The organism is Ectothiorhodospira magna, from assembly GCF_900110965.1.
Lineage (GTDB): Bacteria > Pseudomonadota > Gammaproteobacteria > Ectothiorhodospirales > Ectothiorhodospiraceae > Ectothiorhodospira > Ectothiorhodospira magna.
This window is the reverse complement of the sequence record NZ_FOFO01000005.1, coordinates 1-18,104: the sequence shown is the minus strand read 5'-3', so window position 1 is coordinate 18,104 and position 18,104 is coordinate 1. Positions and strand designations below refer to the sequence as shown.

Sequence of the window (18,104 nt, the reverse complement as noted above, 5' to 3'; positions counted from 1 at the left end):
CCAGGTCGGCGTGGGGGCCAGATGGCCCCCACGGGAAGGCGGGATCAGGGGGTGTCCATCACTTCGCTGATGCGACGGACGATGCAGGTGAGCAGGGCCATGCGGATGAACACCGCCCCCCGGGCCTGGGCGAAGTACCAGTTGTGGGGGGTGCCGTCCAGATCCGTGGACAGCTCCTCCCCCCGCGCCAGGGGATGCAGGATGATGGCCTCCTGCTTGAGGGGCGAGGCGGTGGAGAGCTTGAGGTCCGCGCCCATGGCCTCGTAGCTGTCACCCACCCAGGCAATGGCGTTGATATACACCACATCCAGCCCCGGCAGTTCGGCGTTCAGGTGCTGGGCCACCCGCACCGACAGGCCCTGTTCGGCCAGTTCTTCCTGTTGACCCGGATCAAAGGGCTGGGCCTCGTCGGTGAGGATCACCACCTCGCTAAAGGCGCTGGAGAACCGGGCCAGCAACAGCAGCAGGCTGCGCACGGTCCGCATGCGGTTGGGGACGCCGATGATGCCCACCCGAACCCGCCGGTTCGCCGGCAGTTCCGGGTCCAGCAGTTCCGGTCGCCATTTGAAGATGGTGTACAGGTCCGCCATGGCCTGGGTGGGATGCTCGTCGATGCCGTTGCCGGCATTGACGATGGGGATGCGCAGGGTGTCGAGCATCTCGTAGATGGCCCGGTCCTGGTTGCTGCGCAGGACGATCACGTCACCATAGTTGTTGAACATCTCGGCGATGTCCGGCAGGGATTCTCCCTTGGCCATGCCCGTGCTCTTGGGATCGGTGATGGACATGATGTCGCCCCCCAGCCGGTGCCAGGCGCTCTCGAAGGAGAGCCGGGTGCGGGTGCTGGGCTCGTAGAAGGCGCTGATGAGGATCTTGCCCTGCAGGGGCAGGTGCATCAGCGCCGGGGTGCTCTCGTACTGGGCCGCCAGGCGGAACAGTTGGGTGAGGGTATCCCGGTCGAACTGGCGCGAGGACACCACATGGCGACTGGACAGGGCCACCAGATGCCGGGGGTCTTCGGCGATGCTGTCCATGAGCGCCTTGGGGCGCTCGATGCCGGCGGTGCCGTCCTTGGGTCTGAGCGGCTTTTGCAGCTGGGCGTCGACTACCATGGTTGTGTATCTCCTGATGGGTCTTGAAAGCCCCCCTCCCGAGGGGCGAGGGGGGAAGGCATGGCCATCTCAGGCGGCCCCTTCCACCTTGGAAATTTCCGCCAGCGCCTGCTCCGTGCTCATCACCCGGGCATAGCGGTCCTTCATGGTGAGGATCGTGGCCCGATCCAGTTCCGGGGTCACGGTGGCCACGGCGTCCTCGATCAGGGTGACGTAGAAACCCAGGTCGCAGGCATCGCGGATGGCGGTGGAGACGCACTCGTTGCTGTAGACCCCCACCACGAACAATGCCGTCACCTCCAGGTTGCGCAGCACATATTCCAGGTTGGTGGCGGTGAACACCCCGCTGGCGGTCTTGTTGATGATGATCTCGTCTCCCTGGGGTGCCACGGTCTCCAGAAACTCCGCTTCCTTGGAGCCGGGCGCGGCATGCAGACCCAGACGCTTGTGTCCCGGCCCCCGGTCACGTCCGTCCCGGGTCAGGGACTGGATGCGGGTATGGATCACCTCCAGGCCCAGGGACCGGAAACCATCCTGCAGCCGGCGCACGTTGGGTAGCACCAGGCGGTCCAGGCGGTCGAAGTAGTAATCCTGGGCTGCCGGCGGCAGGCCGGAGCGCTCGGCATCGGCGAACACCCCCCAGCCTCGGGCTGCATCCAGGTACTGCAGATCAATGCACAGCAGGGCCGCATGATGGGAGATCAAGGCCCGGTTCAGGGCCCGGTTGGTGATCAGGGTTTCCCGGTACTGCTCCCGCAGCGGGTCGATATTGTCGTAGACCGGATCACGGCCAGAAGTGTCTTTGTTCATCGCAATGTCTCTTTATCCTGGGCCGCCAGCGACAGCACTGCCTGCAGCATGAGGTTGGCGCCCCGTTCAATGTCTTCCCAATTGGTCCACTCGGCGGGGGAATGGCTGCGTCCTTCCAGGCTGGGCACGAACACCATGCCGGTGCGGGCGATACCAGACATGATCTGGGCATCATGAGCGGCGCCGCTGGGCAGGCGCAGATGGGCAAAGCCCAGGGCATCCGCCTTCTCCGACAGCAACTGCACCAGGCCCGGATCACAGCGCTGGGGTGGCAGTTCCGAGAGCACCTCGAATTCAAACATCAGTCCCCGGCGCCGGGCCATGGCGGATAGAGTGCGGCGGAAGGCATCGGACAGCCCCTTGAGGGTGTCCGGGTCCGTGTCCCGCACATCCAGGGAAAAGGTGGTATGGCCGGGCACTGTATTGGCGGCACCGGGGCGCAGTTCCACCCGGCCAATGGTGGCCCGGCTGTGGGGGCTGCCGTGCTCTTCCAGGATACGGCCAATCTCACTGGCAAATTCCGCCAGCCCCTGAAAGGTGTCGTTGCGCATGTCCATGGGGGTGGTGCCCGCATGATTGGTCTGACCCTTGAGCTGGATCTCCCACTTGAACAGACCGGTGATGGCCTCCACCACGCCAACGCTGATATCGCCCCGATCCAGCACCGGTCCCTGCTCGATGTGCAGTTCCAGATAGGCGTGAATGGATTCCTTGGAGCGGCGGGCGAACAGGGCGGCATTGGCATCCAGGCCCCAGGCCGCCATGGCCTCGGTGAGGCTGATGCCGTCCAGATCCCGGGCATTGTGGACCTGGGCTGGACTGAGCTGGCCGGCCATGGCCTGGGAGCCGAACAGACCGCCGAAGCGCCCCTCCTCGTCGGTGAAGTTCACCACTTCCAGGGGATGACGCAGGGTGATGCCGGATTCCTTGACCGTGCGCAACACCTCCAGCCCCACCAGCACCCCGAGGGCGCCGTCCAGGGGGCCGCCGCCGGGTACCGTATCCAGATGAGAGCCCATCATCACGCTGGGGCGACTGCCGTCCCAGTCCAGGCGACCGTGCAGATTGGCGGCGCCGTCCTCATAAAAATCCAGATCGGCGGCCAGGATACGTTCCTTGAACCAGCGTCGCCCGGCCAGATCCCCCTCGCTGAAGGCCATGCGATGGATGCCCCGGTCGGCATCCCGGCCAATGGCGGAAAGCTCCTGAATATCCTGCTGCAAGCGCTGGAAATTGATATGGGCATGGGTCATGGGGCACTCCCGGAAAAGGGTGTCGGGGGATCAGTCGTCGGCGATGGGACGCAGGGCGGCCTGGTGGTCGCGGGCCTCCATGGCATCCAGCAGCAGGCCCAGGCCGGCTTCCAGACGGGCCAGTTCCGCCGCCGGCATGGTCCGCAGGGCCCGGTTCAGGGCGCCCTGGGCCGGGGCGGGGGCATGATCCAGCAATGCCTGTCCGTCGGCAGTCAGATACAGGCTGACCACCCGCTGATCCCTGCCCGTCCGACGGCGCTCCATCAACCCTCTGGATTCCAGTTTATCCAGCAGGTTGGAGGCGGTGGAGGCATGGATGGACAGGCGCTGGGACAGATCGCTCACGTTCAGACCCGGTTCCAGGTGCATTTCCCACAGGGCCCAGAGCTGGGCGGCACTGACCCCGCAATCGGTGCTGATGCGCCGGGAATGGGCCTGCAGGGAACGAAACAGCACCCGCAAATGCTGGATGACCCGCTGGACCCGCTCATCGTTGCCAGTCGGGGAAAAGGGGACAGAAGGGTCGGTTTGCACCATGGCCAAGGCGATCTTTTTGCACAAAGTGTTTTTGTACAATAACATCACTCCACCGAATGACACAAATCAGAAGGGGGCACGTATGCTGGAATCCCTGCGCAACGACATCACGACCCACCGGGAATTTTCTTACCTGCTGCTGCGGCGGTTTCAGGGCATGGGGCGCGCCTTCGTGTTGCGTTCCGACCTGCAGGATGAATATCAGGCACTGGTGTCAGAACATCCCGAGCCACCGCCGACACATAGCCCATTGGTGCAACTGGTGGAAGATGTTCAGGAGGCCATCATTGCCGCCCCCTGGGTGTGCCTGTCGGTGCGCCCCAGGGTAGGGCGCTGGTGGTATCTGCGCATCCATGCCGATGAACTGGCGGTGGAGCCATTGACCGTCAGTGAATTCCTGGCCCTCAAGGAACATCTGGTCAGTCCCCGGCAATGCCATGACAAGCCCCTGGAGTTTGATATCGGCGCTTTTCAGCGCAATTTCCCCAGCATGCGTGAATCCCGCTCCATTGGCCGTGGTCTGGAATTCCTCAATCGCAAGCTCTCCAGCCAGCTCTTCGACCGGGATGGGGTGGGGCTGCACAAGCTGTTCCTGTTTTTGCGCGAGCACCGCAGCAACGGCCAGCAACTGATGGTCAACGACCGGCTGCGGGACGTGGACGCCCTGCGCTCCGCCATTCGCGCCGCCGAAAAACGGTTGCGGACCCACAGCCCCGACACCCCCTGGGCAGATGTGGCCCACGCCTTGCAGGATCTGGGCCTGGAACCCGGCTGGGGCAAGGATGTAGGGCGAGTGCTGGAAAGTCTGCGACTGCTGTCGGATCTGCTGGAAGCGCCGTCGCCGGAGACCCTGGAGCGGTTTTTGGCCCGCATCCCCATGATCTTCAGCATGCTGATCCTGTCGCCCCACGGTTTCTTCGGTCAGGCCAACGTGCTGGGATTGCCGGACACCGGGGGGCAGGTGGTTTACATCCTCGACCAAGTGCGTGCCCTGGAGCGGGAGATGCACCGCCGCCTGAAGGAACAGGGGCTGGACATCCAGCCCCGCATCCTGGTGATGACCCGGCTGATTCCCGAGGCCCGGGGCACCACTTGCGATCAGCCGGAGGAGGCCATCTCCGGCACCCAGAATGCCAAAATCCTGCGGGTGCCCTTTCGCAACCGGGACGGCGAGGTGGTGTCCCAGTGGATCTCCCGCTTTGAGATCTGGCCCTATCTGGAGCGCTATGCCGATGATGTGGAGACCCGGGTCAAGGCGGAACTGGGGGGGCGTCCCGACCTGATCGTGGGCAACTACTCCGACGGCAACCTGGTGGCCACCCTGCTGTCCGCGCGCATGCAGGTCACCCAGTGCAACATCGCCCACGCCCTGGAAAAGACCAAGTACCTCTACTCGGACCTGTACTGGAAGGACAACGAGGACCAGTATCACTTCTCCTGCCAGTTCACCGCCGACCTGATCGCCATGAACGCGGCGGACTTCATCATCACCAGCACTTATCAGGAGATCGCTGGTACCGACCACGCCATCGGCCAGTACGAGAGTTACGACGCCTTCACCCTGCCGGACCTGTACCGGGTGGTGAAGGGGGTGGATGTCTTCGACCCTCGGTTCAATATCGTCTCGCCGGGGGCGGACGCGGAGGTCTACTTCTCCTATCAGGACACCGAGCGACGCATCCGGGGCCTGCATGAGGAGCTGGAGGAGATGCTCTTCGGCGGTCCTCATCCGGAAGGGCGCGGGGTGTTGGCGGACCCGGACAAGCCGGTGATTTTCACCATGGCCCGACTGGATCGCATCAAGAACATCACCGGGCTGGTGTCCTGGTACGCCAACAGCCCCGAGCTGCGGGAGCAGGCCAACCTGGTGGTGATCGCCGGCTATGTGGACGGTTCACGCTCGTCGGATCGGGAAGAGCAGGAACAGATCGGCCACATGCATCACCTGTTCGACGAACACGGCCTGGATGGGCAGGTGCGCTGGCTGGGGGTGCGTCTGGACAAGGTGCTGTCCGGTGAGTTGTATCGCTTCATCGCCGACCGCAAGGGGGTGTTCGTGCAACCGGCCCTGTTCGAGGCCTTCGGCCTGACGGTGATCGAGGCCATGGTGTCCGGTCTGCCCACCTTCGCCACCCTCTATGGCGGTCCCCTGGAGATCATCGAGCACGGCCGTTCCGGCTACCACATCGATCCCAACCACGGCGACGAGGCGGCCCGGATCCTGATGGCGTTCTTCCAGCGCTGCGCCGAAGACCCCAACCACTGGGCGCGGATCTCCGAGGCCGGCATGCGCCGGGTGGAGGCACGCTATACCTGGCAACGCTATGCTGAGCGCATGATGACCCTGTCGCGGATCTACGGCTTCTGGAAATACGTCACCAACCTGGAGCGGGCGGAGACCCGGCGCTACCTGGAGATGTTCCACGCCCTCCAGTACCGGCCCCTGGCGGCCCGGCTGGAGGGGTGAGCTTGCCGGTCAGTTCAGCAGCAATGCCTGCCTGACCCAGCCGTGGGGCAGGTCGGTGGCTTCCGTCAGAATGTCCAGGAAGGTGTCGCAGGTGTCGGGGCTTCTCTGCCGGAGAAGGGAGAAGTGCCCGAATACCAGGACCACCGACTTTGCCTCATGGATCTCGTCATCGCCGAGGGTATCGGCCAGGGCATCCCAGTTGAAACCAAACCAGGCGGGCAGGCCGCAGCTCTGATAGAGAGCATGCAGCAGGGTGTCCTTGTCGAACACCGGCGCCCGGTCCACCCACACCACCTGCAGGCCCCGGTCCTGAAGGGTCTTGATCAGGGCCTCCAGCTCTCCCTCCAGGGGGGCTTCGATGATGGGGTATGTGCCGTGCAGGACGGCCTCGACAATCGCTTCGGGCTGCATCAGCGTATCCTTGTAAACGTCCGGTAATGGTCCGCCGTATAGTAAACCTCCCCTTCCTGGCCGATCACCAGGCGCTGGGGTCCCGCATGCCGGATACCGGGGGTTCTCACCACATATTCCCGGTAATAGCCCCTTTCCCTGGCCGGCAGCCTGCCTTCCCGGTTCTGGAACACGCTGCCGTCATTGCGATGGGGGTCGCGCTCGCCGCGCTCGATGCGGGCCAGCTCCGGCGCCAGATCCACATCCCCCTGAAACGCCAGGCGGCCATCCAGGTCATGGACCCGCACATCCTTCACGATCAGGGCAGCATCTGCCCCAACCTGCCCTCCCGGTTCGGAATCCGACGGGGAAAAACATCCGGTAAGTCCCGTCATCAGGACCATGAGCAGGGTAAAGAGTAATGTGACTGATCGTTTCATCAATTCATCTCGGCAAAGTTATGTCTACCCGGTAGCGATCCGGGGCCTGATGGGTGGTCATCTGCGCCCGCCCCCGGTAAGCCAGGGCCAGTCGCTGGCGGATGTTGTCCTGGGCCAGACGATTGCCTGGCCGCCGACGGCGTTCCTGCTCTGGTGGCATGGGGTTTTCGATGCTGATATACAGCCGGTCTCCCATCTCCTTGATGTGTACCCGTATCACCCCACCCTCGGTGAGGGGTTCGATGCCATGATAAACCGCATTTTCCAGCAGGGGTTGCAGGGTCAGGCTGGGAACCGGACCGTGCAGGGGTACCGTTGATGCCACCTGCCATTCCACACGCAGCCGCTCCCCCAGTCGCAATGCCTCGATACGCAGGTAATTTTGAGTCAGTGCAATGTCCTCTTCCAGGGTGACCATGTCCCTGGTGGACAATGTGGCCCGGAACAGGTCGGCCAGATCCATCACGGTGGCTTCCGCCACTTCCGGGCGGGTACGGGTGAGGCTGGCAATGGTGTTCATGCAGTTGAACAGAAAATGGGGGCGAATCCGCGCCTGCAACGCTTGAACCCGGGATCGCGCCTCGGCTTTGACGTTGTTCTGCCATTGTTTTTGCACATACAGATAACGCAGGGCAACCGCACTGACGATGGCACTGATGCCCAGGGTGCGTAACAGGAATCCTTCCGCCGACAGCCCGGAACGGGACAAGACCCAGCCGGTGTACTGGTCAAGCCATAACGTCAGCAGGGTAAACAGACCAGTGATGGCAACCATGATCCCCCAGGTGGCCACCGCCGCCAGCAGATCAGCCAGGGTAGCCAGCCAGGGACGTAGCCAGCACAGCAGCCACACCATACTCAGGGCAACAGTGTGTACAAACAGGGAAATCAGCAGCAGGTTGATCCACAGGCCGGTTCCATCGGTGCTGGAGGCCAGGGCCAGCAGAAAAGCCAGCACCTGTCCGCTGAGGATCACCAGCAATAGGGTCTGACGACGACCAAAATCGGGCAAAAAACCGGTCACGGTGGTGGGACTGCCGGTGCCGGTAGACAAGGAGGGTCTGCGCATGGGATACGCATTATCTTATACTGTGGACCAGCGTTCAAAGAGGCGGATATGCAGACCAAAGCATCACAAGACAAACTCTGGGGTGGCCGTTTTTCCGAGCCTACCGACAGCTTCGTGGAGGCATTCACCGCCTCGGTGGCCTTTGATCGCCGCCTGTACCGGCATGATATTCAGGGTTCCTGTGCCCATGCCCGGATGCTGGCCAAGGTCGGCGTGCTGACAACAGAGGAATGTCAACGCATCGTAGAGGGTCTGGAAGACATCCTGGCCCAGGTGGAGCGGGGAGCGTTTGAGTGGTCCGTGAGCCTGGAGGATGTCCACATGAACGTGGAAGCCCGGCTGATCGAGCGCATTGGTGATGTGGGCAAGAAGCTGCACACAGGCCGTTCCCGCAATGATCAGGTGGCCACGGACATCCGCCTCTACCTGCGGGAGGCCATTGATCATCTGTTGCTGGAAATCCGGCGTCTGCAGCAGGGATTGCTGGATCTGGCAGAACGTGAGGCCGAGACGGTCATGCCCGGCTTTACCCATTTGCAGACCGCCCAGCCGGTGACCTTCGGCCATCACATGATGGCCTGGTTCGAGATGCTGGAGCGGGACCATGACCGTCTGGTGGATTGCCGCCGGCGGGTCAATGTGCTGCCCCTGGGTTCTGCTGCCCTGGCCGGCACCCCCTACCCCCTGGATCGCCACTACACCGCCGAACTGCTGGGGTTTGAGCGGATCACCGACAACTCCCTGGATGCGGTCAGTGACCGGGATTTTGCCATCGAGTTCTGTGCCGCTGGCGCCCTGATCATGACCCATCTGTCCCGTTTTTCCGAGGAATTGATCCTCTGGGCCAGTGCCCAGTTCGGTTTCGTGGATCTGCCAGACCGGTTCTGCACCGGCTCTTCCATCATGCCCCAGAAAAAAAATCCCGATGTGCCCGAACTGGTACGGGGCAAAAGTGGCCGGGTCAATGGCAACCTGATCGCCCTGCTGACCCTGATGAAAGCCCAGCCCCTGGCCTACAACAAGGACAATCAGGAAGACAAGGAACCCCTGTTCGATACCATCGACACCCTGGCTGGCAGCCTGCGGGCCTTTGCCGACATGGTGCCCCATATCCAGGTGCGGGCCGATGCCATGGCCGCCGCCACCCGCCGCGGGTTTGCCACCGCCACCGATCTGGCCGACTATCTGGTCCGCAAGGGCATGCCGTTCCGGGATGCCCATGAAGTGGTGGGGCGGGCGGTGCGCCGGGGGGTAGAGACAGGCCGGGACCTGGCAGACATGCCCCTGGAAGAACTGCAGGGGTTTGCCGACATCATCGAGGCGGATGTCCATGACGTGCTGACCCTGGAAGGCTCCCTGGCTGCCCGTGACCTCCACGGCGGCACCGCCCCCCGGCAGGTTCGGCTACGAATCGCCAGCGCCAGGGACCGGCTGGCCAGGGACTGATTTTCGGTGATTTTTCCAAGTCCATGCCGTCATGCCCTCCCTGCCAGAGGGCATGACGCAGACGCGTCATGACGCCCTCGTTCGCCTGTGTTATTTTGGGTTTATAGCCATAGGTTAAAAAGGCATTATTGAAACTGGCCCGTGAGCCGGATTCAAAAAAATGATACGCAGGAGGAGGATGAGATGACGCACCAATCCGTGCTGGTGGTGGACGATGAACCCAATATCGTTCTCTCGTTGGAATTTTTGATGAAGGAGGCCGGATTTGATGTGCGTATCGCCCGCGATGGCGAAAGCGCACTGGAAGCCGTGCGTCAACACCCACCCCAGGTGATTTTGCTGGATGTCATGCTGCCCCGACGGGACGGCTACGATGTCTGCCAGACCATCCGCGCCAATCCCCAATGGAAGGATATCCGTATCCTGATGCTCACTGCCAAGGGGCGGCAGATCGAGAAGGAAAAGGGGTTGGCCATGGGCGCGGATGACTACATCACCAAGCCCTTTTCCACCCGTGAGGTGGTGGAGCGGGTCCGTGCCTACATGCCAACCAGTAGCGACTGAGGTGCTGATCCTGTGGACAAGCGCACCCTGGTCGCATTGCTGCTCTGGTCCCTGGTCCTGTTTGCCTATCTGGGCATGGTGGTGGTGGCGGACATCGACACCCTGCGCCAGGGGGGGATCCCGACCCAGTGGTTTGGTGTACCCCTGCTGGCAACCCTGATCTTTGCCATCCCGGTATACCTGACCTGGTTCACCCTGCGGCGGCTGGTGTTTCGTCCAGCCCGGATGTTGAGCCGGGATGTTCGTGCCCTGCTGGAATCCCGCTCTGCCGAGGCGGAAATCACCCTGCCCACCCGTCATGCCATGGGCAGCCTGCCGGGCAATGTGGGCGCCCTGGCAGTGGCCCTGCGGGCCTCCCGGCGGGAAATTCGCAGCGCCATGGCCTCGGCCACGGCCCAGATCAACGAGCAGAAAACCTGGCTGGAAGTCATCCTGCAGGGGCTGACCGAAGGCGTGCTGGTGTGCAACCGCAATCACCAGATGCTGCTCTACAACCAATCGGCCATCACCATCCTCAACGAACCTGAGCGGGTGGGCCTGGGCCGCCCCCTGTTCGAGGTGGTTTCCAGGGCGCCGGTGATGCATACCCTGGATCGTCTGGAATGGCGGCGCTGTACCCGGGGCGAAACCCAGGCGGATTTGTCGGAATCCTTCGTCTGCACCAACACCGATGCCACCCGTATCCTGCAGGGTCGCATGGCCCTGATCCTTGATCCCAGAGGGGAAACCAGCGCCTATCTGATCACATTGGTGGATATTTCCACCGATGTGGAAGCCATCACCCATGTGGATGTCATTCGCCGTGCCCTGACCATGGAACTGCGAAGTGCAGTGGGGAGCCTGCGGGCCGCCGCCGAAACCGTGGACGCCCATCCGCAAATGACCACTGAAGACCGGCAGCGGTTCCAGCAGATGATGTGTGCCGAAGCCCGGCAACTCAGCCGGCGCCTGGAAGAACTGGCCGCCATTTTCCGCGGCCATGCCCTGGGACGCTGGCCCATGTCCGACATTTTCAGTGCTGACCTGATCAGTTGCGTGGCCCGGCGTCTGGAAGATGACCTGCCTGAACTGCGTCTGGTCCCTGTGGGCCAGCCTTTGTGGGTACAGGGGGACAGTCTTTCCTTGGTACGGGTGCTGGAATGCCTGCTACGGGAGTTGCACGTTTTTTCCGGTGCCGACACCTTCCATGTGGAAACCCTGCTGGGGGATCGGCGCATCTATCTGGATCTTTCCTGGAAGGGACCGGTGGTGCCGGCCAAGCAACTGGATCAGTGGCTGGACATGTCCTGTGGCGAGGAACTGGAGCACCGTACCGTGCGGGATGTGATGGACCGTCATGGCATCGAGTTGTGGAGCCAGCAGGCAGGACTGCCCGGCGAGGCCCTGCTGCGCCTGCCCCTGATCGTGCCCAAGCGACCCCAGTTCCTGCCCGAGGGGGAGCGCCTGCCGCCCCGGCCCGAGTTCTACGATTTTGGCATCATGCGCGAGCATGAAGGCACCCCGGAACTGGCCGACGTGCTGCTGGAAGATCTGACCTTCGTGGTCTTCGACTGCGAAATGACCGGTCTGGACCCGGTGGGGGGCGACGAGATCATTTCCATCGCCGGTATCCGGGTGGTCAAGGGCCGGGTGCTCAGCGGAGAAACCTTCGAGCGCCTGATCAATCCGGGCTTCCCCATCCCCACCGCTTCCATCCGCTTCCACGGTATCACCGATGATCAGGTGCGGGACAAGCCGCCGATCACCGAGGTGTTGCCCTTGTTCAAGGCTTTTGTGGGGGATGCGGTGATGGTGGCCCATAATGCAGCCTTCGACATGAAGTTCATCAGCATGAAGGAAACCCGGTGCGGGATCAGTTTCCCCAATCCGGTGCTGGATACCCTGCTGCTGTCGGTGATGGTGGAGGACGAGGAGGAAGACCATTCCCTGGATGCCCTGCTGGAGCGCTACGGCATCCAGATCTCGGGGCGTCATACCGCCCTGGGGGATGCGGTGGCCACCGCCGAACTGCTGGTGCGTCTGATCGAGCGCCTGCAGTCCCAGGGATTCAAGACCTTTGGCGAGGTGATGCGCTCTTCCAACATGGCGGCCCAGTTGCGCCAGCGGGAACATACCCTGAGCCACCAGAACGGCAATGGGTCGGCCGTGGGGGTGTGAGGCCGTGAAGCCACCACTGCCACCAGAGGATGACAGAGCGGTGCCTGACCCGGGGGCAGCACATCGGTGAAGGCTCTGCAGGATCTGCTCAAACGGTTCGTGGGGGAAGAACGGGCACAGCAGGCTTTCCAGCAATACGCCCAGGCCCGTGGTCTGGACATGGGGCAGATGCGGGAGGCAGACGGTGAGTTGATCCTCATGTGCGAGCGCCTGCTGGCCGGTTCCATCGGCACCGCCTCGGCCCGGATCATGGTGTCCAATGTGGCCAGGGGAAATGTGGTCAGACTGGAGGACGTGATGGAAATCCTCGACGAGGCCAGCCAGGTGATCACCTACAGTCAGCAACTGGAGGCCAAGTCCCGGGAACTGGAGGCGGCCACCGCCGAACTGCGGGCCGCCAATGCCCAGTTGCAGCAACTGGACCGGATGAAGGATGACTTCATCTCCACCGTCACCCACGAGCTGCGCACCCCGCTGACCTCCATCCGCTCCTTCGCTGAAATCCTCCATGATCATCCTGACCTGGAGACGGCAAAGCGCCAGGAGTTTCTGGGTATCATCATCAGCGAAAGCGAGCGTCTGACCCGGCTGATCAACCAGGTGCTGGACCTGGCCAAGCTGGAGTCCGGGGCCATGCGCTGGTACATCCGTCGGCTGGATCTGGTGGAAATCCTGACCGAAGCCGCCGCCGCCATGGGCCAGTTGTTCCGGGACAAGAAGGTGGATCTGACCCTGGCCTTGCCGGCACAGCCGGTCTGGCTGCCCACGGATCGAGACCGGCTGATGCAGGTGCTCATCAACCTGCTCTCCAACGCGGTAAAATTCACCCCGCCGGACACAGGGCAGGTGGTGCTGCGCCTGACACCCATGGCCGATGGCGGGGTACAGGTGGCCGTGGAGGACAATGGCCCAGGGATTCCGGCGGAGGCCCTGCCCACCCTGTTCGAAAAATTCTGTCAGGTGGGCGATGCCCTCACCGACAAGCCGGAGGGCACCGGCCTGGGGCTGGCCATCTGCAAGAATATCGTGCAGCGGCTGGGGGGGCGGATCTGGGTGGAGACCGAGCCTGGTCAGGGCAGCCGTTTCATGTTCACCCTGCCGGTGCCCCGGTCTCCCGAGGTCAGCGATGACTGAGGCGGCTTATGCCAGCAGCGTGCCGAACCAGCCGCTCAGATCCCGGACCTCGTCGGCACAGACACTGTGGGGCATGGGGTATTCATGCCATTGCACCACGGCGCCGAGGCTGCCGAGCCGTTTGGCGGTATGGCGACCAAAATCCACCGGGATCACCGGGTCCAGACTGCCGTGGCCCATGAACACGGGCATCCCCTGGGCCCGTTGGGACAGACCCACCCCGGCCTGATCCGCGTCGGGCATGTAGGTGGACAGGGCAAAGATGCCGTCCACCGCCGGGCCTTCCGACAGTCCCGCCAGCAGGGCCACGGCGCCCCCCTGGGAAAAGCCCCCCAGCAAGACCCGCTCATGATCCTGGCGGGCCGTGTCCACCATGGCCTGGATCAGGGACACCGCCTCGGCCACCTGGGCATGATCCTCGCCCCGACCTGGGTCCAGACTGAGAAAGTCATACCAGGCCCGCATGGGCATGTGATTGTTGATGGTCACCCGCCGCACCGGGGCATGGGGAAAGACAAAGCGCACCGGAAGATCCGGCGGCAGGGACAATTCCGGTACGATGGGTTCAAAATCATGGCCATCGGCCCCCAGGCCATGCAGCCAGATGATGCAGGATCGGGGGGCGTCGCCGGTATGGATGACGACAGTATCCAGGGAAGGGGTAGGCATCAGAATAACTCGATTCTCGGGCCGCTGTTATTGTCCTCGGCGGACGGGGTACTGATGGCGCTGGCATGCTGGCGCTCCCCCTCCTGATAACGTGTCAGCAGCGTTTCCACGTCATGGTCCAATCCACAATCGTCGCAGCCCGGTTGTCGCAACTGGGCCGCAGCCTGTTCCCAGGCCTGCAGACGCTGGCGCAGGGTATCCTGCATCCGTTCGATCCGTTGACGCAAGACATCCTCGAACTGAATGGCCCCCAGCAGGGCCACGATCTGATCCGACAGCCGGGTATTGTGATGGGTGACCACGGAGAACAGGGTCTTGTGGTACTGGCGCAGATCCTCATAGTTTTCCTGCAGTCGCCTGACCGAGTTGGCCAGGCTGGTGGCCTCGTGCAGTTCTTCGTCCACGGTATGTTGATAGTTATCGCTAAATTGTGACTGGACGGTGCTGTTGGCCTTACCGATGCCCTCCTCGATCAGGGTGACCGCTTCGGTGGAACGGATGGCCAGACCCCGCACTTCCTCCGCGACCACGGCAAACCCCCGCCCGGATGCCCCGGCCCGGGCCGCCTCGATGGCGGCATTGAGGGCAATCAGGTTGGTGCGCCGGCTGATGTCCTTGATCACCTGCACCAGACTGGTGAGCTCACTGATGTCGTCGACGATGAGGTGCATTTTTTGTTGCTCCTCCTGAAGTCGCTCCGGCAGGGTGCGGATGAATTCGCCGATGCGCTCGATGATCCGGGTGCTGTCCTGAATATCCCTTTCCAGGTCTGCGGTTTCCATATCAGCGCGATTCAGATACCCCAGCAACTGCTGGGCATCCTGATCCAGACTGAATACCCGGCCAATGATGTCCTGGGCCGCCGTGCTGGTTTCCATCAGGCTGGTGCGCAAGCTGGCATCGAAGGCGTGATCCATCTGGCCACTTTGGTCCAGCAGCTCGGCCATGGCGGCGGATTTGAGTTCCAGGCGTGCCATGCGCAGCAGGCTGTCGTGAAAATTACACTGGATGCGCTTCCAGACCCGATTTAAGCGCCAGCGCCCGATGGCCAGTGTCAGCGCGTGGAAGACCATCAGCAGCAGCGCCGCCAGTATCCCCATATGCAGGGCGGTGGAGCCGGGCCAGTATTCGCTCCACTGGCTGACGGCGTCGTAACTGGCCCAGACCCCGAAAAACAGGGTCAGCGCCCCCCCCAGATTGATCAACAGGACATGGCGCCCGATATCCCTGAGTTGGCGATATCCTCGATCGGCGTAGTCATCCCCGGCGGAGGTTAAGGATTCTGACATCGGCTGTGACTCGCTTCAGACTGTCCTGCAGTCTAGTGCAGGCGGTAGAACCAGGGAAGCCGTGCCCGACGGGCATGAATCCGTTATGCTTTGCCCGGTCGATTCGTCCAGCTTCAGATCATAGTGTGGAGCCATCAATGTCCCAGTTCAAAGGTTACTATCCCCTGGTCCGTCCCCGCCGCATGCGGCGGGATGAGTTCTCCCGCCGTCTTATGCGGGAAAACCGGCTGACCCCGGATGATTTCATCTATCCCGTCTTCGTGCTGGAAGGCAAGGGCGAGCGGGAGGCGGTACCCTCCATGCCGGGGGTGGAGCGCCTGTCCATCGACCTGCTGGTGGAGGAGGCCCGTGTCTGTGCCCGGATGGGCATTCCCGCCATGGCCCTGTTCCCCGTGGTCCCCATGGAGAAGAAGAGCGAGGACGCCGCCGAGGCCTACAATCCCAATGGTCTGGCCCAGAATGCCGTGCGTGCCATCAAGGATGCGGTGCCGGACATGGGCGTGATCACCGACGTGGCCCTGGATCCCTTCACCACCCACGGCCAGGATGGACTCATCGACGACACCGGCTACGTGCTCAATGACGAAACCGTGGACGTGCTGACCCAGCAGGCCCTGTCCCATGCCGATGCCGGCGCCGACGTGGTGGCCCCTTCCGACATGATGGACGGCCGCATCGGCGCCATCCGCGAAGTGCTGGAGGAAGGCGGTCATATCCATACCCGCATCCTGGCCTATTCCGCCAAGTACGCCTCCAGCTTCTACGGGCCCTTCCGTGATGCGGTGGGTTCTGCCGCCAATCTGGGGGCCGGCAACAAGTACACCTACCAGATGGACCCCCACAACTCCGACGAGGCCCTGCATGAAGTGGCCATGGATCTGGAGGAAGGGGCCGACATGGTGATGATCAAGCCCGGCATGCCCTATCTGGACATCGTGCGCCGGGTGAAGGACACCTTTGGTGTGCCCACCTTTGCTTACCATGTAAGCGGCGAGTACGCCATGCTCAAGGCGGCGGGTCAGAACGGCTGGATCAACGAAAAAGCCTGTGTGCTGGAAGCCCTGATCTGCATGAAGCGGGCCGGCGCCGATGGCATTCTCACCTACTATGCCCGTCAGGCGGTGGAGTGGATGGACTGATCGTTCCAAAGAGAGCCCCTGTCATGGATCATTACGCCGTCATTGGCAACCCCATCGGGCACAGCAAATCGCCCCAGATTCATAGCCTGTTTGCCCGGCAAACGGGTCAGGATCTCGTCTACGAGGCCATTTTGGCGCCACCGGACGATTTTGCCGGCACCCTGCGTCGTCTGGTGGCCCAGGGTTATCGGGGCTTTAGCATCACTGTGCCGTTCAAGCATCAGGCCTTTGCCGTGGCAGACCGGCTCAGTGAGCGGGCCCGCCGGGCCGGGGCGGTCAATACCCTGCAGGTGACGCCAGACGGGCTGTTTGGTGACAACACCGATGGGGCGGGACTGGTCAACGCCCTGCAGGCCGTTCCCGGTGTGACCCTGGCGGGTGCCCGGATTTTGCTGCTGGGAGCCGGGGGGGCGGTGCGCGGCGTACTGGCCCCCCTACTGGCAGAGCATCCTGCCAGTCTGCATGTGGCCAACCGCACCCCGGAGAAAGCCTCAACCCTGGCCCGGGACTTTGCTGACCTGGGACCGGTATCCGGTGGTGGCCTGGATGGACTGGAGGGCCGTCATTTTGATCTGGTGATCAATGGCACAGCGGCAGGACTGAACGATCAGGTGCCCGATTTACCCGACGGTCTGCTCACCCCCGGAGGGGGGTGCTACGACATGATGTACGGCGACAACCCCACCGCTTTTGTGCGCTGGGGGCAGTCCCAGGGGGCCGGCTGGACCCGGGATGGCCTGGGCATGTTGGTGGCACAGGCAGCGGAAGCCTTTGCCCTGTGGCGCGGCTGCCAGCCCGACACCGGGCCGGTGATGGCGGCCCTGCGTCCTGAGACCTGATCCGTACAGGCCCGCCCACATGATCAGGGCATGGCATCGGGCAATACATCCACACACTATCACCGAGGATAATTGAGGTCTGAAGTTTCCGAATTTCCCTCACGCTGCGAGCGCCAGTAGCCGTGAGATCAGGGTATTTTGTGGTGATTTTGGCGAATCCGGGCAACGGATACCAAAACCCTCGTTACTGAGATCACGCGCCAAGGCACGGCGCAGGTCGGCGAACGCATATTCGGACCGTTCCTGGGTAGCGTAACGGCGTGGTGGCGCCTTTTCCAGGTGCTGGCCGTACACCCAGGTGAGCGTGGTGGCCATCATGCAAAAATGCAGGTGGTTGGTGACCGCCTCGGGCGTGCGAGTCTGGGTCTGGGCGCTGCCCATACTTGCGAGGCCGTCCGGCCTTGCCCGGTTGGGTCTTGGGCAGATCGTACATGACGGCGTTGACGCGCAGGCGCGAGAGTAGATGGGCCCGGTTGCCCAGAGCAATCCTCAGGGGCTGCATCAGGCCCTGATTACCGAACCAGCTATCGGCCACCACCAGCACCGGGGCGTCGGTGAACACCTGGCTGATGCGCTCGATCATGTCCACGGCCTGGCGGAACTTGGACTGGTAGCGCAGGTGCCTGCCATACAGGGAGAGGTTCTGGAGTACGGTGGTCTTGGCCCGCAGGAAATAGGCAAACGCCAGGGGCACGCAGGCCCAGCGGCCCTGGACGGACTTGAGCAGTCCCACGGTGACGATGGTCTGCGCCCAGGGATAGGGGCTTTGGTTGGCCTTGGCGGCATGGT

17 protein-coding genes are annotated in these 18,104 nt (G+C 62.9%); 7 read left to right on the top strand and 10 right to left on the bottom strand.

Translation table 11 applies throughout. The features are described from left to right. Positions 1–44: 44 nt before the first annotated feature. From BMX62_RS02960 to BMX62_RS02945, 4 genes are all read right to left on the bottom strand, one after another. Positions 45–1,112, bottom strand: coding sequence for an aspartate/ornithine carbamoyltransferase family protein (locus tag BMX62_RS02960; protein ID WP_090203929.1), 1,068 nt, complete (start codon positions 1,110–1,112; stop codon positions 45–47). A 69-nt stretch (positions 1,113–1,181) separates the two neighbouring features. Continuing rightward, complete coding sequence (locus BMX62_RS02955; protein ID WP_090203926.1) at positions 1,182–1,922, bottom strand: cysteine hydrolase family protein; 741 nt, start codon at positions 1,920–1,922, stop codon at positions 1,182–1,184. Continuing rightward, on the bottom strand, positions 1,919–3,175 hold the full coding sequence (locus BMX62_RS02950; protein ID WP_090203923.1) for a Zn-dependent hydrolase: 1,257 nt from the start codon (positions 3,173–3,175) through the stop codon (positions 1,919–1,921). The genes BMX62_RS02955 and BMX62_RS02950 overlap by 4 nt, the downstream gene beginning before the upstream one ends. Before the next feature lie 30 nt (positions 3,176–3,205). Beyond that, on the bottom strand, positions 3,206–3,712 hold the full coding sequence (locus tag BMX62_RS02945) for a MarR family winged helix-turn-helix transcriptional regulator (protein WP_090204212.1): 507 nt from the start codon (positions 3,710–3,712) through the stop codon (positions 3,206–3,208). 82 nt (positions 3,713–3,794) lie between these two features. On the opposite strand from BMX62_RS02945, the gene BMX62_RS02940 reads away from it, so the two are divergent. Beyond that, positions 3,795–6,179 carry a sucrose synthase gene (locus BMX62_RS02940; protein WP_090203920.1) on the top strand — a complete coding sequence of 795 codons (2,385 nt, stop codon included), beginning with the start codon at positions 3,795–3,797 and terminating at the stop codon, positions 6,177–6,179. 9 nt (positions 6,180–6,188) lie between these two features. On the opposite strand, the gene BMX62_RS02935 is transcribed toward BMX62_RS02940, so the two are convergent. Genes BMX62_RS02935 through BMX62_RS02925 form a run of 3 tightly spaced genes read right to left on the bottom strand, consistent with a single transcriptional unit; the run spans position 6,189 to position 8,078 of the window. Further along, positions 6,189–6,590 carry a barstar family protein gene (locus BMX62_RS02935; RefSeq protein ID WP_090203917.1) on the bottom strand — a complete coding sequence of 134 codons (402 nt, stop codon included), beginning with the start codon at positions 6,588–6,590 and terminating at the stop codon, positions 6,189–6,191. Further along, on the bottom strand, positions 6,590–7,009 hold the full coding sequence (locus BMX62_RS02930) for a guanyl-specific ribonuclease (protein WP_274377150.1): 420 nt from the start codon (positions 7,007–7,009) through the stop codon (positions 6,590–6,592). Before BMX62_RS02930 ends, BMX62_RS02935 begins: the two co-directional genes overlap by 1 nt. A gap of 4 nt (positions 7,010–7,013) precedes the next feature. After that, positions 7,014–8,078 (bottom strand): sensor histidine kinase, encoded by a 1,065-nt coding sequence (locus tag BMX62_RS02925; RefSeq protein ID WP_090203911.1) that lies wholly within the window; start codon positions 8,076–8,078, stop codon positions 7,014–7,016. Between the two features lie 48 nt (positions 8,079–8,126). Between BMX62_RS02925 and argH the strand changes: the two genes are divergently transcribed. From argH to BMX62_RS02905, 4 genes are all read left to right on the top strand, one after another. Further along, complete coding sequence (gene argH, locus BMX62_RS02920; RefSeq protein WP_090203908.1) at positions 8,127–9,524, top strand: argininosuccinate lyase; 1,398 nt, start codon at positions 8,127–8,129, stop codon at positions 9,522–9,524. A gap of 183 nt (positions 9,525–9,707) precedes the next feature. Further along, positions 9,708–10,088 carry a response regulator transcription factor gene (locus tag BMX62_RS02915; RefSeq protein ID WP_090203904.1) on the top strand — a complete coding sequence of 127 codons (381 nt, stop codon included), beginning with the start codon at positions 9,708–9,710 and terminating at the stop codon, positions 10,086–10,088. Between the two features lie 12 nt (positions 10,089–10,100). Further along, positions 10,101–12,245, top strand: coding sequence for an exonuclease domain-containing protein (locus BMX62_RS02910; RefSeq protein WP_090203900.1), 2,145 nt, complete (start codon positions 10,101–10,103; stop codon positions 12,243–12,245). 66 nt (positions 12,246–12,311) lie between these two features. Further along, positions 12,312–13,379 (top strand): sensor histidine kinase, encoded by a 1,068-nt coding sequence (locus tag BMX62_RS02905; RefSeq protein WP_238375826.1) that lies wholly within the window; start codon positions 12,312–12,314, stop codon positions 13,377–13,379. Positions 13,380–13,385: 6 nt separating this feature from the next. On the opposite strand, the gene BMX62_RS02900 is transcribed toward BMX62_RS02905, so the two are convergent. Both BMX62_RS02900 and BMX62_RS13225 read right to left on the bottom strand, forming a co-directional pair. Then, entirely contained in the window at positions 13,386–14,048 is a 663-nt protein-coding gene (locus BMX62_RS02900) for an alpha/beta hydrolase (protein ID WP_090203897.1), read from the bottom strand. Continuing rightward, positions 14,048–15,337 carry a methyl-accepting chemotaxis protein gene (locus BMX62_RS13225; protein WP_090203893.1) on the bottom strand — a complete coding sequence of 430 codons (1,290 nt, stop codon included), beginning with the start codon at positions 15,335–15,337 and terminating at the stop codon, positions 14,048–14,050. The genes BMX62_RS02900 and BMX62_RS13225 overlap by 1 nt, the downstream gene beginning before the upstream one ends. A 137-nt stretch (positions 15,338–15,474) precedes the next feature. Here BMX62_RS13225 and hemB point away from each other — a divergent pair, with 137 nt between their 5' ends. Together hemB and aroE are read left to right on the top strand one after the other, a co-directional pair. After that, the gene (gene hemB, locus BMX62_RS02890) at positions 15,475–16,476 is read left to right on the top strand and encodes a porphobilinogen synthase (protein ID WP_090203890.1); all 1,002 of its coding nucleotides are present in this window, start codon (positions 15,475–15,477) and stop codon (positions 16,474–16,476) included. Between the two features lie 23 nt (positions 16,477–16,499). Continuing rightward, entirely contained in the window at positions 16,500–17,315 is an 816-nt protein-coding gene (gene aroE / locus BMX62_RS02885; RefSeq protein ID WP_090203887.1) for a shikimate dehydrogenase, read from the top strand. 193 nt (positions 17,316–17,508) lie between these two features. On the opposite strand, the gene BMX62_RS02880 is transcribed toward aroE, so the two are convergent. Next, positions 17,509–18,104 (bottom strand): transposase (locus BMX62_RS02880; protein WP_202906189.1); only part of this gene is annotated, 596 nt, incomplete at its 5' end.

Excerpts from the sequence above, each read along its gene's own strand:
- BMX62_RS02960 (WP_090203929.1), bottom strand. The coding sequence starts at position 1,112 with ATGGTAGTCGACGCCCAGCTGCAAAAGCCGCTCAGACCCAAGGACGGC.
- BMX62_RS02955 (WP_090203926.1), bottom strand. The coding sequence starts at position 1,922 with ATGAACAAAGACACTTCTGGCCGTGATCCGGTCTACGACAATATCGAC.
- BMX62_RS02950 (WP_090203923.1), bottom strand. The coding sequence starts at position 3,175 with ATGACCCATGCCCATATCAATTTCCAGCGCTTGCAGCAGGATATTCAG.
- BMX62_RS02945 (WP_090204212.1), bottom strand. The coding sequence starts at position 3,712 with ATGGTGCAAACCGACCCTTCTGTCCCCTTTTCCCCGACTGGCAACGAT.
- BMX62_RS02940 (WP_090203920.1), top strand. The coding sequence starts at position 3,795 with ATGCTGGAATCCCTGCGCAACGACATCACGACCCACCGGGAATTTTCT.
- BMX62_RS02935 (WP_090203917.1), bottom strand. The coding sequence starts at position 6,590 with ATGCAGCCCGAAGCGATTGTCGAGGCCGTCCTGCACGGCACATACCCC.
- BMX62_RS02930 (WP_274377150.1), bottom strand. The coding sequence starts at position 7,009 with ATGAAACGATCAGTCACATTACTCTTTACCCTGCTCATGGTCCTGATG.
- BMX62_RS02925 (WP_090203911.1), bottom strand. The coding sequence starts at position 8,078 with ATGCGCAGACCCTCCTTGTCTACCGGCACCGGCAGTCCCACCACCGTG.
- argH (WP_090203908.1), top strand. The coding sequence starts at position 8,127 with ATGCAGACCAAAGCATCACAAGACAAACTCTGGGGTGGCCGTTTTTCC.
- BMX62_RS02915 (WP_090203904.1), top strand. The coding sequence starts at position 9,708 with ATGACGCACCAATCCGTGCTGGTGGTGGACGATGAACCCAATATCGTT.
- BMX62_RS02900 (WP_090203897.1), bottom strand. The coding sequence starts at position 14,048 with ATGCCTACCCCTTCCCTGGATACTGTCGTCATCCATACCGGCGACGCC.
- BMX62_RS13225 (WP_090203893.1), bottom strand. The coding sequence starts at position 15,337 with ATGTCAGAATCCTTAACCTCCGCCGGGGATGACTACGCCGATCGAGGA.
- hemB (WP_090203890.1), top strand. The coding sequence starts at position 15,475 with ATGTCCCAGTTCAAAGGTTACTATCCCCTGGTCCGTCCCCGCCGCATG.
- aroE (WP_090203887.1), top strand. The coding sequence starts at position 16,500 with ATGGATCATTACGCCGTCATTGGCAACCCCATCGGGCACAGCAAATCG.